17 protein-coding genes are annotated in these 15,695 nt (G+C 71.8%); 8 read left to right on the top strand and 9 right to left on the bottom strand.

All coding sequences use genetic code 11. The features are described from left to right. The first annotated feature begins 3 nt into the window (after positions 1–3). Positions 4–1,047: an Asp23/Gls24 family envelope stress response protein gene (locus tag ACMW4R_RS03765; protein ID WP_418299187.1), complete on the top strand. Its 1,044-nt coding sequence runs from the start codon at positions 4–6 to the stop codon at positions 1,045–1,047. 167 nt (positions 1,048–1,214) lie between these two features. Here the strand turns inward: ACMW4R_RS03765 and ACMW4R_RS03770 are convergent, their stop codons facing one another. The 4 genes from ACMW4R_RS03770 to ACMW4R_RS03785 form a co-directional block, all read right to left on the bottom strand. Further along, positions 1,215–2,576 carry an ABC transporter substrate-binding protein gene (locus ACMW4R_RS03770; protein ID WP_418299188.1) on the bottom strand — a complete coding sequence of 454 codons (1,362 nt, stop codon included), beginning with the start codon at positions 2,574–2,576 and terminating at the stop codon, positions 1,215–1,217. 30 nt (positions 2,577–2,606) lie between these two features. Continuing rightward, positions 2,607–3,542, bottom strand: a complete 936-nt coding sequence (locus ACMW4R_RS03775; protein ID WP_418299189.1) for a carbohydrate ABC transporter permease — start codon at positions 3,540–3,542, stop codon at positions 2,607–2,609. Continuing rightward, entirely contained in the window at positions 3,542–4,396 is an 855-nt protein-coding gene (locus ACMW4R_RS03780) for a carbohydrate ABC transporter permease (protein WP_418299885.1), read from the bottom strand. Before ACMW4R_RS03780 ends, ACMW4R_RS03775 begins: the two co-directional genes overlap by 1 nt. Before the next feature lie 358 nt (positions 4,397–4,754). Continuing rightward, positions 4,755–5,249: a DUF1990 family protein gene (locus ACMW4R_RS03785; RefSeq protein ID WP_418299190.1), complete on the bottom strand. Its 495-nt coding sequence runs from the start codon at positions 5,247–5,249 to the stop codon at positions 4,755–4,757. A gap of 275 nt (positions 5,250–5,524) precedes the next feature. On the opposite strand from ACMW4R_RS03785, the gene ACMW4R_RS03790 reads away from it, so the two are divergent. The 3 genes from ACMW4R_RS03790 (at position 5,525) to ACMW4R_RS03800 (ending at position 8,178) form a co-directional block, all read left to right on the top strand. Beyond that, a complete protein-coding gene (locus tag ACMW4R_RS03790; protein WP_193754906.1) occupies positions 5,525–5,983 on the top strand; it encodes a GNAT family N-acetyltransferase in 459 nt (152 codons plus the stop codon). A gap of 49 nt (positions 5,984–6,032) precedes the next feature. Beyond that, the gene (gene glp / locus ACMW4R_RS03795; protein WP_058627280.1) at positions 6,033–7,220 is read left to right on the top strand and encodes a gephyrin-like molybdotransferase Glp; all 1,188 of its coding nucleotides are present in this window, start codon (positions 6,033–6,035) and stop codon (positions 7,218–7,220) included. A gap of 130 nt (positions 7,221–7,350) precedes the next feature. Beyond that, the gene (locus tag ACMW4R_RS03800; RefSeq protein ID WP_418299191.1) at positions 7,351–8,178 is read left to right on the top strand and encodes a DUF6457 domain-containing protein; all 828 of its coding nucleotides are present in this window, start codon (positions 7,351–7,353) and stop codon (positions 8,176–8,178) included. 4 nt (positions 8,179–8,182) lie between these two features. Here ACMW4R_RS03800 and ACMW4R_RS03805 read toward each other — a convergent pair whose 3' ends face one another. The 3 genes from ACMW4R_RS03805 to ACMW4R_RS03815 form a co-directional block, all read right to left on the bottom strand. Continuing rightward, positions 8,183–8,578 carry a type II toxin-antitoxin system VapC family toxin gene (locus tag ACMW4R_RS03805; protein ID WP_058613583.1) on the bottom strand — a complete coding sequence of 132 codons (396 nt, stop codon included), beginning with the start codon at positions 8,576–8,578 and terminating at the stop codon, positions 8,183–8,185. Next, entirely contained in the window at positions 8,575–8,826 is a 252-nt protein-coding gene (locus ACMW4R_RS03810) for a type II toxin-antitoxin system Phd/YefM family antitoxin (RefSeq protein WP_363335927.1), read from the bottom strand. Before ACMW4R_RS03810 ends, ACMW4R_RS03805 begins: the two co-directional genes overlap by 4 nt. Positions 8,827–8,918: 92 nt before the next feature. Further along, positions 8,919–10,097, bottom strand: coding sequence for a citrate synthase (locus tag ACMW4R_RS03815; protein WP_418299192.1), 1,179 nt, complete (start codon positions 10,095–10,097; stop codon positions 8,919–8,921). A 52-nt stretch (positions 10,098–10,149) separates the two neighbouring features. On the opposite strand from ACMW4R_RS03815, the gene ACMW4R_RS03820 reads away from it, so the two are divergent. Both ACMW4R_RS03820 and ACMW4R_RS03825 read left to right on the top strand, forming a co-directional pair. Beyond that, positions 10,150–11,238, top strand: coding sequence for a citrate/2-methylcitrate synthase (locus ACMW4R_RS03820; RefSeq protein WP_418299193.1), 1,089 nt, complete (start codon positions 10,150–10,152; stop codon positions 11,236–11,238). 255 nt (positions 11,239–11,493) lie between these two features. Beyond that, a complete protein-coding gene (locus tag ACMW4R_RS03825; protein WP_418299194.1) occupies positions 11,494–11,994 on the top strand; it encodes a hypothetical protein in 501 nt (166 codons plus the stop codon). Positions 11,995–12,015: 21 nt separating this feature from the next. Here the strand turns inward: ACMW4R_RS03825 and ACMW4R_RS03830 are convergent, their stop codons facing one another. After that, entirely contained in the window at positions 12,016–12,387 is a 372-nt protein-coding gene (locus tag ACMW4R_RS03830; RefSeq protein ID WP_153003261.1) for a hypothetical protein, read from the bottom strand. A gap of 129 nt (positions 12,388–12,516) precedes the next feature. Between ACMW4R_RS03830 and ACMW4R_RS03835 the strand changes: the two genes are divergently transcribed. Then, positions 12,517–13,701 (top strand): MFS transporter, encoded by a 1,185-nt coding sequence (locus tag ACMW4R_RS03835; RefSeq protein WP_418299195.1) that lies wholly within the window; start codon positions 12,517–12,519, stop codon positions 13,699–13,701. Positions 13,702–13,757: 56 nt separating this feature from the next. On the opposite strand, the gene ACMW4R_RS03840 is transcribed toward ACMW4R_RS03835, so the two are convergent. Beyond that, on the bottom strand, positions 13,758–14,693 hold the full coding sequence (locus ACMW4R_RS03840; protein ID WP_418299196.1) for a helix-turn-helix transcriptional regulator: 936 nt from the start codon (positions 14,691–14,693) through the stop codon (positions 13,758–13,760). 28 nt (positions 14,694–14,721) lie between these two features. On the opposite strand from ACMW4R_RS03840, the gene ACMW4R_RS03845 reads away from it, so the two are divergent. Beyond that, positions 14,722–15,465 (top strand): DUF429 domain-containing protein, encoded by a 744-nt coding sequence (locus ACMW4R_RS03845; protein ID WP_418299197.1) that lies wholly within the window; start codon positions 14,722–14,724, stop codon positions 15,463–15,465. Positions 15,466–15,695: the final 230 nt, after the last annotated feature.

Below are 15,695 nucleotides of genomic sequence, written 5' to 3' on the forward strand. Positions count from 1 at the left end.
GTCATGACCAGCATCGACACACCCACCCTCGACGCGGCGGCCGGACGCGCGGCTACCGCCGCCGCGGCGGTCGACGGCGTACACGCCCTCGGCAGCCTGCTCGGACGGGCCTCGGATGCCGTGCGCGAACGAGTCGGCCTCGCGAGCAGGGTTCCCGGAGTCAAGATCGACACCGACCGCGCCGACTCGGTCACGGCGACCATCTCGCTCGTCGTGGACTACCCGCATAACCTGCGCGAGGTCTCGGGCGCGGTGCGATCGGCCGTGCGGACGGCCCTCGAGCCGCTCGGCCGCGGTCAGGTCGACGTCGACGTCATCGTGACCGGTGTCTTCGGTCCGTTCGACCGTGACGTCGTCACCGAGGCGGAGGAGAAGGCGGATGCCGTCGCCGCCCGCGCCCGGGAGACGGCCGCCTCCGTTCGAGAGCGGACGGATGCCGCCGTGACCCGCGCCTCCGAGGCGGTCGACGACGTGAGAGCCCGCGCCTCGGCGGCGACCGAGAGCGCGGTGGCCGCGTCGAAGGACATCGCCGCCAGCGCCGCGGAGACGGTCGACGCCGCGGTCGCCAAGACCAAGGACGTCGCCGCCGGCGCCGCGGCAGCCGTGGACGAGACGGTGAAGGCCGCCCGGGAGCGGGTCGCGGTCGACGACGCGCGCGCCGACGTCGATGCGGCCGACCGGGTGACAGAGGGTCTCGAGCCCGAGCCTGCCGCCACGGACGCGCACACCGCCGCCGCCTCGTCCACCGCCTCTGCTGAGCCCACGGAAGCCGCCATCGAGCCCACGGGAGCCCTCTCCGGGCCCGGGGGAGTGCCCACCCAGCCCGCGGGAGCCCCCGCCGAGCCCGCCGGAGCGCTCGCCGAGCCCGCCGGAGCGCCCTCCGAGCCCGCCGCCGACCGCGCCGACGTGAGCGACGTCGTCGCCGAGGCTCTCGAAGACGCCGCGATCGACATCGCGATCGCCGCCGACGAGGTTCGGGGCGACGAAAAGACGCCGGCGACGGACGAGGTTCAGTCGCTCGTGGAGGACGAGAAGCCGCGACCCTGAGGTTCTGAGGCGGGTCTCGGCCATCAACAGCCTCGATGCGGGCCTCGCGGGCACCCGTGCGAAACTCCTGAGAATCCGGAGGACCGGTCCGTTTCGAGACCGGACTTCCGGTCTGTCCCGCCGCTCGCCGAGCGGAAGTCAGGAGTTTCGCACGGGTGCTCCGAGCGTCAGCCCGCTGTCGCGTTGTCGTACGCGCGCTGCGCGGCGGCTTGCGCGTCGGCCAGCGCCTGCTCGGTCGTCTTGTCGCCGAGGAGCACGGCGGTGATGGCGTTGTTCAGCTCGTTCTGGATGTCCTGCCCGGCGGGCGAGGAACCGAACGAGCGACCGGAGGCGACCACGTCGTAGTACGTCGAGATGACCTGGTCGAAGCCGGCATCGCCGGTCGGCGTGACGTACTGCGAGCGGATCATCTCGTCGGCCTCGGGGGAGCCGGTGAACAACCCCGTGTTGAGACCGCCCTTGCTCTCGATGGTCTCCGCGCGGGCCGCCCCGGCCGCCATCCAGGCGTCGGTCGAGGTGAGGTCGGTCATCCACTGACAGGCGGCGGCCGGGTTCTTCGCCCCGGCGGGAATCACGAACGCGGTGCCGGAGGCGACCGAGAACGGCTGGCCGTCGGCATCCCGGAACGGAACTGCCTGCAACGAGATCTGGTCGCGGTAAGCGCTGAGGACGTTCGGGTACCACTGGTTCGCGACCTGCGCGCCGACCTTGTTCGTCACGAACTGGTTCGCGTCGCCGAAGGTGTCGAACGCGTCGGTGAAGCTCTTCACCGCGGCATAGCCGCCCTGAGCGTCGGTGATGCGCTTGAGGGCGTCGATGCCGGCCGCGTTCGCCGGATCGTCCAGGGTCGGCTTGCCCTCGGCGTCCGTGAGCTGTCCGCCCATGCCCAGCACCCAGAGGCCGCCCTGGCCGGTCGCGACCGGGTCGAAGCCGAGTCGCGTCGGAGTGTTCCCCGAGCCCTGGTACATCTTCTCGACGGCGGCGAGCAGGCCGTCCATGTTCGAGGTGTCGAAGTCCTCGGGCGTCACGCCCGCTTCGTTCAGCACGTTCATGTTCAGCAGGATCGCGGGCGGCTGGTAGAACTGCGACACCGCGTATACGGCATCCTGATACGTCACGTCGTCGACGACGTTCTGATACCAGCGTTCGGTCGGATTCACGCCCTTGGCCTCGAAGCATGCGTCGAGCGGCATGAGGAGTCCCTGGGCGGCATATGTGGTGACATAACGCCGGTCCATCTGCACGACGTCGGGGACGTTGCCGCCGGCGATGCGCGTCGTGAACTTCTGGGCGTCGAAGGCCGTGGCATCCAGGGTCACCTCGACATCGCCGAGCTTCTCGGCCGCGTAATCGAGACGCGACTGACCGACGTCGTCGGCATTCTCGAAGCCCCAGGCGGCGAGCGTGCCGGACGGCGGGGACGAGAAGTCGACGTCGGCGGCGGGGTCGTCCGAGCCGCCGCTGCAGGAGGTGAGAAGGAGAGCGGATGCCGCGAACGCGGCGACACCGGCGAGGGAACGCTTTCGCATGAGGGGGTCCTTTCCGGACAGGGGGGATGGTCAGCCTTTGCGGCCCTGGGTGGCGACGCCCTCGATGAAGTACCGCTGGCCGAAGGCGAAGAGGATGAGCATCGGAAGCGTCACGAGGAGCGAGGCGACCATCACGTACTGGTAGTCGCCCTGACCGCCGGCGCTCGGGCTGTACTTCGTCATCGCGTAGGCGATGCCGAGCGGGGCGGTGAAGTCCTCGACGCTGCCGGCGTTGAGGTAGATGAGCGCCGCCTGCAGGTTGTTCCAACTCGCCTGGAACTCGAAGAGGAACACGATCACGAACGACGGGATCGACAGCGGCATCGCGATCCGCCAAAACAGCCCCCACGCACTGCAGCCGTCGAGGCGCGCCGCCTCGAACAGCTCGCGCGGAACGCCGAGGAAGAACTGCCGCTGAAGGAAGATGTAGAAGGCGCTGCCGAACAGGTTCATGCCCCACAGCGGCACCCACGTGCCGAGCAGCCCGGTCTCTTTCCAGATGAGGTAGATCGGGATCATCGTCACGGCGCCCGGCAGCATCATGGTCGCCAGCACCAGGCCGAAGAGCAGCCCCCGGCCGGGGAAGCGGAAGTACGCGAAACCGAAGGCGACGATCGAACTCATGATCGCGACGATGGTCGCGGCGAGGAGCGCGATCGCGACGCTGTTGAACATCCAGTTGAGCAGCGGCAGCTGGTTCCACACCTCCGCGTAGTTGCCGGGAAGGAACGTCTTCGGGATGAGGGCGTTGTCGAACACCTCGCCGCGTGGCTTGAGGCTCGCCGCGAGCAGCCACGCGAAGGGGTAGAGGAACAGCAGCGCGAACAGCACCAGGACCGCCGCGAGGATCACCCGGCCGGCAAGGGTCTTCGGGCGGCTGAGCGCGCGGCGCCAGCGTCTGCGCGGCGGGACGACCAGTTCGGGACGCGCCTGCGCGATACCGGGGGTCTGCAGCGTGGTGGCCATCAGCGGTCCCCCTCGTAGTAGACGAAGCGGTTGCCCAGCCGCACCTGCACGAGCGTGATGAGCAGGATGATCACGAAGAGCAGCCACGCCATCGCCGCGGCGAAGCCGAAGTTGAACTGCCGGAACGCCTGCTGGAAGAGGTAGATCGCGTAGAAGAGGGATGCCTCGGGGGAGGCGTTGCTCTGATCGCGCCAGAACAGCAGGTAGGCCTGGTCGAACACCTGGAACGCCGCGATCGTGAGCACGATGACGTTGAAGAACATCGCCCCCGAGATCATGGGCAGCGTGATCGAGAAGAACCGGCGGATCGGCCCCGCGCCGTCGATCTGCGCGACCTCATACAGATCGACGGGCACGTTCTTGATCGCGGCGAGGAAGATCACCATCGTGCCGCTGACCGTCCAGAGCGCCATGATCACGATGCTCGGCTTCACCCAGGCCGGGTCGACCAGCCACTGCGGACCCTGGATGCCGACGGCCCCGAGCGCCTGATTGATCGCGCCGGAGTTGCCGTTGAGGAGGAGGAAGAACACCGCCGCCGTGGCCACGGCCGGAGTCATCTTGGGCAGGTAGTAGAGCGTGCGGAAGATCCCGGCTCCGCGACCGACACGGCTCAGCAGCAGAGCGAGGAACAGCGCGAAGGCGATCTCGAGCGGGACGGCCATGACGGCGTAGAAGAGCGTGTTGCCGAGGGAGACGGCGACCCGCGGGTCCTCGAACAGCTGCGCGTAGTTGGTCGCCCCGACCGGTCGCGCGGAGCCGGTGGCGAGGTTGTAGCTCGAGAACGAGATGACGAGGCTGTAGATCATCGCCCCGGCCGTGAAGATCAGGAACCCGAGGATCCACGGCGACATGAAGAGGTAGCCCGCGATCGCTTCGCGGCGGTTGTATTTGACCTTCTGGCGGCGGGGCTTCTTCGAGTCGACGGTGGTCGGGGCGGTCGAGAGGGTCACCGGTGCGCCAGGTCGGGGGCGGTGGCGTCGTCGTTCATGGGTGTCTCCTCTCGCCTGCGCCCCCGGCATCGAGAAGCGCTTCGCCAGGGTCGAGAAGTGTCGAGAAGAGGTCCAGGGCGTTGCCAAAGCGGTCCGGGAGTGGGATAAGCGTCCGCGCGCGGGCGAAACTCCTGAGATTCTTCGCGCGCGATCGGATGCCGCGCCCCGCGGCGCCGGAGTCGAGGCCGGGCGGGCCCGAATCTCAGGAGTTTCGCCCGTCTCAGCGCGCGTCGAGCGCGCGGAGGTACCGCCGCGTCATCCACGCCTGCACGGCACGACCGAGCGGGGCGGCGACCCGGGTGAACCAGCGACCCGGCTTCGAGAACGCGGCGATCTCGAACACCACGGCGCCCGAGGGCAGCAGCGTGAGCGTGAAGCGTTCCTCGCCGCGTTCGGGGTGCCCGGGCAGCGTGCCGTACGCGAAGCCCGCGGTCGTCGCGGTGCGCTCGGCCCACACGATGAGGCACGGGATCCGGAAGCTCAGGATGCCGAGCCCCAACCGCATCGTCACACGGTCGCCCTCGCGCAGCGGCGTCCGCGGCATCTCGACCCGCGCCCCGGCACGGCGCTGGGCCTCGCCCGCCAGGAGGGCATCGGCGGCGCGCGCGAAGACCTCGGGACCGTTGCCGATCACGCGCTGCGCGCGGACGTGGTGGTAGCCCTGCGGCATCTCTCCGGCCGTCGCGCCGACCTCGTCGTAGGTCAGGTCGTCCATTCGGCCACGGTAGCGCCGGGTGCGGGGGACCCCGGCGGGGTTGCGGGGGCGGCTTGGGGTGAGGGGCCGGGGCGAGGGGAGGAGATGTGGCGAGGGGAGGACGTGGCACCGCTCGCGGGGCCTCCGCTCGTCCCCGCTCCTCCGTTGGGCACCGCCCGCCCCGCCGCGGCGCACTGCCTTTCCCCGGCGCCTACCGACCCGCGGCCGGGAATCTCGGCGCCGCACGTCCCCCTGAGGTCACCGCCGATGTCGGGAGGGGCTGGGAGGATGGCCGCATGATCGAGTTCCGCGAAGCGCGACCCGCCGATGTCGACGCGATGGTCGAGGTGCAGAACGCGATCCACCGCGCGGGCCTCCGGCCCTCGCCGGTCGATGCCGCCCTGGTCGAGGAGCGCTACTTCGACGCCGAGCACACGATCTCCTGCACCGTCGCCGATCGTGACGGCGTGGTTGTGGGCTTCCAATCGCTCAAGCGCGCCTGGGAAGGCAACCCCTACGGTGTCGAGGAGGGCTGGGGGATCATCGGCACCCACATCCACCCCGAGGTGGGCCGCAGCGGCATCGGACGCAGCCTCTTCGCGCGATCGCTGGCCGCAGCCCAAGCCGCGGGTCTGCGCCACATCGATGCCACCATCGGGGCTGACAATGCTCCCGGGCTCGCCTACTACACGGCGATGGGGTTCGCGCCGTATCGCGACGGCGACGGCGCGATCCCGCATCGCTTCGACCTCTGACCCGCGCCTACGCTGGGTCCATGCCCCTCGCTCGCCTCGGATCGACCGCGTGATCGACGTCGCCGAACACCTCGCGGCGATCCTCGCGGCCGTTCGACCTCTCGAGCCCGAGCCGCGCGGTGTGGCGGAGGCGCGGGGCCGGGTGCTGCGGCATCCTGTTCTCGCCAGGGTCGACGTACCCGGATTCGACAGCTCCGCGATGGACGGCTTCGCGGTACGCGAGGTCACCGGCCCGGCCACGCTGCGCGTGATCGCCGACCTCCCCGCGGGCACGCAGGACGATCCGAGGATGGATGCCGGCGAAGCCGCGCGCATCATGACGGGTGCGCCCGTGCCGACCGACGCCACCGCGGTCGTCCCGTTCGAAGACACCGAACGCGGGCTCGCCGGCGGACTCGGGGACGTCACGGTCCTCGCCGCCCCGCGCGGCCCCGGAGCTCACATCCGCCGCCGCGGCTCTGATGTGCGAGAAGGCGACCTCGTCGTCGCGGACGGCATCCGACTGACCGCCGCTCGACTCGGTGCGATCGCCGCCGCGGGTGTCGGGACGGTCTCGGTGTCGCCTGCCCCGCGCGTGGCGGTGGTCTCGACCGGCTCCGAGCTGCGGCCGGCCGGGGAGCCGCTGCGTCGCGGGCAGATCCCCGAGTCGAACAGCGTGCTCCTCGCCGGTCTCGCGGAAGAGGCCGGGGCCGAGATCGTGCTGCGCACGAGCGTCGGCGACGAGGGCGACGGACCGCGCGACGCCATCGCCGCCGCGGAAGGCGCCGGGGCCGACGTCGTCGTGTTCTCGGGCGGGGTGAGCGCGGGAGCCTACGAGGTCGTGAAGAACACGCTCGGCGACCTGATGCGCTTCGACCGCGTACGGATGCAGCCGGGCAAGCCGCAGGGCTTCGGGAGCACGCCCTCGGGCACCCTTCTGTTCGGTCTGCCCGGCAACCCCGTGAGCGCCGCGGTGTCTTTCGAGCTGTTCGTGCGACCTGCGCTCGGCGCCCTCGAGGGTGAGGCCGACCTCGGCCGCGAGACGCTGCGCGTCGCGCTCGCAGCGGATCGCCGCGCCCGACCGGAGCGCGTGCAGTACGTGCCGGTGCGCCTCGACCGTTCCGATCCCGCCCGTTGGACGGCCCTGCCGACGGCGCACGGAACCCGGGGGCTCGGCGAAGCCGACGGCCTCGCGATCATCCCGCCGAGCGACCGCGACCTCGTGGCCGGCGACCTCGTGACGGTGACCCGGTGGTGACGGGCCCGGTGGTGACGGGCCCTGCGTGGGCGGACCCTGCGGTGAGGGCCCTGCGGTGACGGGCCCTGCAGAGACGGGCCCTGCGATGACGGACCGTGCGGTGCCGGGCCCTGCGTGGGCGGACCCTGCGGTGAGCGTCGACGCGATCCTGCTGGCCGGGGGCCGCGCGTCGCGCGTGGACGGCGCCGCCAAGCCGCTCTTCGAGGTCGATGGCCGGACGCTCCTGCGCGCGGGATACGACGCTGTCCGCGCGCGCGGCGCGCGAAGGGTCGTGGTCGTCGGACCGCGACTCGACGACGACCTCCCCGTCCGGTGGGCGCGCGAAGACCCGCCTTTCGGTGGGCCGGTCGCCGCGATCGTGGCCGCTCTCCCGCACGTGGACGCCGCCGACGTGTTCGTGCTCGCCTGCGATCTGCCGACCGCGATCCCGGCCGTCGCCGCGCTGCCCGATCCGCTGCCGACGGGCGTCGACGGGGCGTGCCTCGATGACGGTCGACGCCAGTGGCTCATCGGCCGCTACCGGACCGCGGCACTGCGGGCGGCGGCATCCGGTCTCCTCGGCCGAGGACGGGATGCCTCGATGCGGGCGCTGCTCGGCGGACTCCGCGTCGAGCCGGTCGCCGTCGACCCGGCCCTGACGCGCGACGTCGACACGTGGGACGATCTTCGAGCAGCCCGAGGAGGAGCCATGACCGAATCCCGCACCCTGCCGCCCGAGGCCCTGAACGACTGGAGTGCCGCTCTCGCCGAGCGTTTCGGCCTGAGCGAGGGCGACATCCCGATCTCGCTGATCCTCGACCTCGCGCGCGACGTCGCGAACGGCGTGGCGCGCCCGGCGGCGCCGCTGAGCGCGTTCGTCGCGGGGCTCATCGCGGGTCGTGCCGGTGGGTCGCCCGCCGATACCGAGGCCGCCGTCGCCGCGGTGGTCGAGATGGCGCGCGGGTGGGAGAACCGGTGAGCCACTAGCCTCGCCCGATCACATCGACCGCGAGGCCACCGGATGCCGCGTGCAGCCGCGCGTCGTTCGTCCAGAACGCCGTGCAGCCCGACTGCCGAGCGATCCCGAGATGGAGGGCATCCGCCGTCGAGAGACGTGGATGACGGGCGCGAAGCAACGCCGCATCGAGGTAGGCGTCCGGCTCCGCGAGCAACAACTCGAAGGCATCGAACGCGCTCCACATGCGCAGCTGCGCGTCGGCATCGCCGTCTCTCATCGGCTTGACCAGAGATTCGAGCACCGCAAGAGGACTCGTCGCGACGCTCGCCTCCGCGGTGGCGAGCGCGCTGCGCGCCCGATCACCGATGTGGTCGTCGCGCTCCACGGCGTAGATGACCAGACAGCTGTCGACGTAGATCACGCCCCCGCAGCCCGGTTCTCGGCGATGATCGCCTCGATCTCGTGGGCGGGCCGAGCCCGCTCGGGTGCGAGCGGGTGCTCCTGGAGCCACGTCGCGAAGGCGTTTCGCGGGCGTTGCGGTGCGGCATCGACCGGGACGAGTCGCGCGACCGGAACCCCGCGGCGAGCGATCGTCACCTCGATCCCTGATTCGACGTCGGCGATCAGCTTCGACAGACTGTTCCGCGCTTCGAGGACGTTGTACATCATGCTGGCAACCTAGCCAGGCACATGGCGCGGTCGAGGTGGGGAGGGGCGATCTTCACCTCTTCACTCGAGCGAATTCGTCCGAACCGGGCGCCTCAACGCCCCACGTACTCGCCCCGCGGGCGCAACCGCATCGCCTGCTCGGCGTACTCGGCCCGGATGTGCGCGATCCAGCCCGCGAGGCGCCCCACGACGAAGATCGTGCTCGCCGCGTCGTCGGGAAGGCGGGCCCCGGATGCCAACGCCGCCAGCGCGAGATCCACGTTCGGCCGCAGGCGCGTGCGGTCGGCGACGACGTCGCTGAGGCGGCGCACGGCATCCATCGTCGCCTCTCCGTCGGGGAGGCGCTCGACGAACGAGAACAGGGCGTCGGCCCGATCGTCGATCCCGGGATAGAGCGGGTGGCCGAAGCCCGGGATGCCGTTGCCGTCCTGCAGCGTTTCGGTCAGCGCCCGCTCGGGTTCGAGGCCCCGCCGCACGCGCGCGAAGAGGCGCGCGGTCCGCGCCGCCGCCGAGATGTGCAGCGGGGAGTCTGCGGCGCCCAGCGCGGCGCTCACCGCGGCGTACCCGTCGGCCCGCGCCGACGCGGCGACGCGCGCGGCGAAGGTGGACACGGCGAGGTCGTGGTCGATCAAGAGGATCAGCGCCGCATTCACGGCGGCGACGGTCGCCTCGTCGGCGGGCGCGCGCCACGCGCTCACGAGCGAGCGAGCGATGTCGCCGTGCGGGTCGCCGCCGAGCGCGACGGGCAGGCCGGTGAGCAGGGTCCACCCGATACGGTGCAGCGTGGCCGACGAGGCATCGTGGCGCAGGGGGTCGTCGGCGGCGAAGCCGGTGAGGGCCGCGCGAAGGCGGTCCATGGCGCCGGCGTGCGGAGGAAGGGCCGCGACCATCTCGCGCGCACTGCCGATCGCGGGGTCGGGAGCGTCGACGCGCTCGGCGTCCCACAGCCACTCCACGACCTCGGCGAACGGACGGTCGGTGAGGTCCCGGGCGCGGCGGCCGCGGTACAGCAGTTCGCCGTCCTCGATGTCGGCGATGTCGGTGTGGACGACGGCGAGCGGCATCCCGGTGGTCGGGTGGACGGCCGCCGGTGCCGTGCGACGGCGCGCTCCGGCGAAGGCCTCGACCTCGAGCGCGTCGAAGGTCGAGCCGTGCGCGTCGCGGTCGCGTCGGAGCAGACCCCGCGACACGTACGCGTACACGGTCTGCGGCTTGACACCGAGGCGGGCGGCCACCTGGGCGGCGGTGAGACGGGGGAGCGAGGATGCCATATTGATCCGATCAACGTTGACGCTGTCTGCGTCATGTTCGCACACTGAACGCATGAGCGACCTGATCGATGTGCCCCGCGGACTCAACGGCGTCGTCGCCGCCGAGACCGCCATCAGTGACGTCAACGGCGAAGCCGGGTACTACCAGTACCGCGGCCACTCGGCCGTCGAGCTCGCCCGCAAGCGATCCTTCGAAGACGTCTGGCATCTGCTCGTCGTGGGTGACCTCCCCGACGCCGCGGCATCCGCCGCCTTCGCCGAACGCATCGCGGACACCCTCACGGATCCTCGGATGCCGGAACTCCTCGCCGCGGTCGCGGACCAGACCGACCAGCCGCTCGCGCGCCTCCGCGCGGTCTGGACGCTCGCGGCATCCGATCGTCGTTCGCCTGCGCTGTATGACCTCGGCGAGGAGGACCGGCTCGGCGAGGCGATCGCCTACGCGGCGATGGCACCGGCCGCCCTGGCAGGCGGGGTCTCCGCGAGCGGGGGAAGCGTGGTCGCCGACTACCTCGAACGGGTCACCGGCGTCGCGCCCGACGCCGCCCACGAGCGCGCGCTGTCGGCGTACCTCATCGCGGCCATGGACCACGGCTTCAACGCCTCGACGTTCACGGCCCGGGTCATCGCGTCGACCGGGGCGGACATGGCATCCTGCCTCACCGGTGCGGTCGGCGCGCTGTCGGGGCCGCTGCACGGGGGCGCGCCGGCGCGGGCACTCGACAGCCTCGACCGCGCGGGGGACGATCCGGCGCGCTGGATCGCGGGGGAACTCGCCGCGGGGCGCCGGCTCATGGGGTTCGGGCACGCCGTCTATCGCACGGCCGATCCACGCTCGGAGCTGCTGCGCGAGGTCGCGCGGGGGCTGGGCGGTGACCGGGTCGCCCAAGCGCTCGCTTTCCAGGCAGAGGCCGAACGGCAGCTGGCGGCCCGTCGCCCCGATCGCCCGTTGCACGCGAACGTCGAGTTCTACGCGGCCGTTGTCATGGAGCAGTGCGGGATCCCGCGCGACCTGTTCACGCCCACTTTCGCGCTCGCGCGCACGATCGGCTGGACCGCGCACGTGCTCGAGCAGGCGTGCGACCCGAAGATCATCCGGCCGTCGGCGCGGTACGTGGGGCCCGCGGTGCGGGCGGTGTGACTTGGGCGCGTGGTCGCGGCGGTGTCTGCGGGGTGTGCCGTCAGGCGGAGTCGGTTGGCGACACGCGGGTGGGGGCCGGTCCGGGGCGGCGTGTCGGGGACGGAATCCGCGGGACGGTACGGGGTCTCGCGGCTGGTCCCGGCCCCTTTGGCAAGCTCACGGACCTTGGGCAGGGGTCGGGGCATCATCGAGGCACCGGCCCCGCGGGGACCGCGGGGACGTGACGACGGCTCCCACCTCGACCACAATGGAGGGATGCGATCCCCCCACGCGCTGGTCATCACCCTGCTCGCTGCCGGTCTCGCCCTCACCGGGTGCACCGGGTCCTCGGCATCCGACGAGCCGTCCGAGACGACGGCCGCAACGGCGGATGCCAGTCCCGTCGCCACCGCGTCGCCGGTGCCGGCGGACGGCCCGGTCGCGGCGTTCCAGACCTGGTGGACGGCGGTGCGTTCCGCCGACACCGTCGCCGCGTGCGGCGCGCTGACCGACCCCCTCCAGCAGCGGATGATCGCCGAGTACGAAGCCGCGACCGGCATGGACATCGATGATTGCGCCAGCCTCATCCGGCAGAGCTCGGCCCTCTATGCGGCGGCGGGCCTCCCCGCCGATGTGACCGTCGACGTCGAGTCCGAGACCGCCGACGACGCGATGCTGCAGGTGACGTATGCCAACGGCGACTGCGGAACGGTGCACCTCGAGCGCACCGCGAGCTCGTGGGCCCTCACCGAGCTCAGTGAGGAATGCGCCGGCTGACGCATCCGGGCCGGGAGGGCGTCAGGGAAGGAAGTCGGCGCCGCTGAAGAAGCCGATGCCCAGTGACAGCAGGGCCGCGGCCACGCCCGCGATGAACCCGGCCGCGGCGAGTTCGCGCGCCATGCGGGCGTTCAGGCTCAGGATGCCAGTGACCAACGACACGAGGGCGAGCGCCCAGATGCCGAGCTGCACCCACACGAACTGATCGAAGTCGGCGATGGCGCTGACCGAGACCAGGAAGATGTGCCACGCGATGACGATGCTCCCGGTGACGATCGCGATGATCGAGGCCACCCGGAGGTCGCCCTTCGGAACGGGCGGCGCGGGCGGCTGGGGCCGCGGAGGCACGCGAAGGCCCGGCTCGAAGGAGTCGGGAAGGTCGTCGTCTGCCATGGGGTGATCCTCGCAGGTCCGGCGGGTGAGGGCGACCGCTTGCGCCGCGACGATCGCGCTCGGACGAACGGTGGGGTGCCCCGGACGATCGGTCGGGCGCGCGGAATGCGCCGTTGCGAGCATCGAGCCATGACCATGACCGCCCCCGTCCCCGTCGCTCCCGTCGCCCGCATGAGATACGGCGGGCTCGTCGTCCTGATGTTGATGAGCTTCCTGCTCGTCACCGCCGAGTTCCTCCCCAACGGTGTCCTCACCGAGATGGCCGCGGGCCTCGGCATCACTCCCGGCCAGGCCGGGCAGACGGTCACCGTCACCGCGCTCGCCGGGTTGCTGATGGCGCCCACCGTCGGGCTGATCTTCCCGCGGATGGACCGCCGCACGCTGCTCGTGATCGCGGCGGCGGCGGCCGCGGTGTCTAGCCTCGCGGTGGCGGTCGCTCCCCACTTCGTCACGATCCTCGTCGCGCGCTTCCTCCTCGGAACGGCGATCTCGACCTTCTGGTCGATGTCGATCACGGTCGCCGCCTCGCTGTCGGCGCCCGATCGCATCGGTCGTGCCGTGATGTTCACCTCCGCCGGTCTGTCGCTGGCCACGGTCGCGGGAGTCCCCCTCGGCGTCCTTCTGAGCGAGGCCCTCGACTGGCGTCTGGCGTTCCTCGTCGTCGGGCTCGCCTCCGCGCTCGTCGGGGTGGCCGTGCGTCTCTCCCTCCCACCGGTGCCGGCGGCCGCCGCATCCAGCATCCGACTCCTCGTCGACACGCTCCGCCGGCCCGGAGCCACGCTCGGGCTCGTCGGCCACGTCTTCATCGTGCTCGGGCACTTCCTCGCCTACACCTACGTGCGGCTCGCGCTGGAGCGCCTCCCCGAGGTGGATGCCGCAACGGTGGTCCTCCTCCTGACGCTGTTCGGCGCCGGCGGGCTCATCGGCAACATCGTCATCGGGATCGTGGTCGACCGGGCGTTCGGCATCCTGTCCGTCGTCGGTCCGCTCGCGATCGCGGCGTCGATCGTCGTGGTGCTCTCGCTCCCCGGATTCGCGGCGGTCGCCGCGGCGGTGTTCGCGTGGGGCTTCCTCTTCGCGTCGTGGCTGATCATCGTCAACACCTGGGTCGGACACCGGATGCCGGACCGACTCGAGGCGGGCGGCAGCCTCGTGGTCACGGGCTTCCAGCTCGCGATCGTCGCGGCCGCCGGTATCGGTGGTCTGCTGGTCGACGGGGTCGGCATCGTCGTCACGGATGCCGTGGGCGCGGCGCTCCTCGTCGTCGGCGCCGTGCTGTTCGGGGTGTCGCTGCGGGTTCCGCGCTCGCGCTGAGCGTGCCCGCGTTGCGCGCGGCCCAGCCGCGGCGGTTCGGTCCCGGCCGTCGCGGCTCAGCGGCGCGCGATCGGGACCGGCTCCGCGGAGGCGCGCCATCGCGAGGGCGCCACGCCCGTGACGCGGCGGAACGCGCGGCGGAATCCCTCATCGGAGGCGTAGCCCAGGGTCCGCGACACCTCGGACACGGACTCGCCGGCTTCGAGGAGCTCCTTGGCGCGGTGCACGCGCGCGTCGGTGACGTAGCCGCCGGGGGAGCGGCCGAAGGCCTCGCGGAACCGCTCGGCGAACACCGAGCGCGACATCGCGGCGAGACCGGCGAGTTCGTCGGTGGTCCAGGAGTGACCGGGGTCCGCGACGATTGCGGCGGCGGCACGATCCAGGAACGGATCCTCCGAGCGCGGTGGCCACGCGGCGTTCGCATCGGCGAAGGCCCACGCGCGGATCGCCGCGAGGACCACCGTGCGCACCATGATGTGGCAGATGGTCGTGTCGCCGGGGCGGGGGGACTGGCCGAGGTGGGCGGCGAGGGCCGCCGCGGCCGGCTCGGCGCGCGCGAAGTCGTTGACGAAGACGACGCCCGGGAGCGCGCCGGAGAGGAGGGTGCGTGCCACTCTCACGGAGATGACGGTGACCTCGGCCCCGGACTGCGACGTGAGCGCGAGGTGCTGGCACCCGAGCGAGACGAGAGCGTCGCCCGCGAGGAGCGTGCGACGGCCGCGCAGGGTCGCCGCCTCACCCGATCCGGCGTCGATCGAGCAGCCGAGATTCTCGCCGATGTCGCCGGTGATCTCTCCCGCGCGCACGAAGAGCAGTGTCGCCTCGCCGGGCGGGACCGTCAGACGTTCGCCCGCCTCGAGTGTCGAGCGCCGCGCGTGGTCGGCGCGGATCTCGAGCGACGCGAGCGCGCGATCGAGGGCGGCGGCGTGCGAAGTCACACCGGCGAGAACGACGGCGTCGTCGACGGTATTCCGCGCGGGCGGGCGAGCCACCCGTGATGCTGGGCCGTAGGCTGCGCGGGTGAGAACGATCGGCGTCGACCTGGCCGCGGGCGTGCCCGGTACCGCACTCGCCGAGCTCGTCTGGGCCGACGGTGGCGCCCGGCTCACGCGGCTGGAGACCGGGGTCGATGACGCCACGATCGTGGCATCCGTCTCCGGAGATGCGGTGTGGCTCGGTGTCGACTGCCCGCTCGGCTGGCCCGACGCGTTCGTCGACTTCGTGCGCGCGCACCACTCCGGCTCCGCCCTGGAGCTCGTGGACGGCGGAGCCGACTGGCGTCGCCCGCTCGTCTACCGCCGCACCGACCACGTGGTGCGCGAGCGCATCGGACGCTGGCCGCTCAGTGTCTCGACCGATCGCCTGGGTGTCACGGCGCTGCGGTGCGCGGGGCTTCTTCGGCGGCTCGCCGAGTCGGGGTTCCCCGTCGACCGAGCGGCCGAGGGGCGCCTGTTCGAGGTGTACCCCGGCGGCTCGCTGCGTCTGTGGGGCTTCGACACGACCGGATACCGGGTGGATGCCGAGCGCCGGGCCGTTCTCCTCGACACGCTGTCCGCGCGCGCCCCGTGGCTCGATCTCGGCGGCTTCGCCCCGCTCGCGGTCGCGAACGCCGACGCCTTCGATGCCGTGGTTGCCGCTCTGGCGACGCGCGCCGGTGCGCTCGGGGCGTTCGAGCCTCCGGCATCCGAGGTTCTCGACATCGCCCGGCGGGAGGGGTGGGTCGTGCTGCCGGAGGGGGCGGTGGAGGCGCTCGCGTCGTCGTGAGGCGTCCGAGGCATCGCGTGTGGTTCCTCGCCCGGGCCGGATCCGGGTCGTCTCCCGTGCAGATGAAGCCGCGGGTGGATTCGGCGCAGCGCATGGTTGCCGTGCTCACGTCTGGGCCGGCGTGAGTATCCGCGTGGCGCGGGGGCTGCGGCGAGTGCGTGCGAGGCAAGCCGTGCAGGCGCATAATTTACTCCCCCTTTAGCCATGTATTAAGGGGCCCTACAGTGCGA

Origin of the sequence: Microbacterium sp. S1037, from assembly GCF_048381605.1 — a bacterium.
Lineage (GTDB): Bacteria > Actinomycetota > Actinomycetes > Actinomycetales > Microbacteriaceae > Microbacterium > Microbacterium testaceum_B.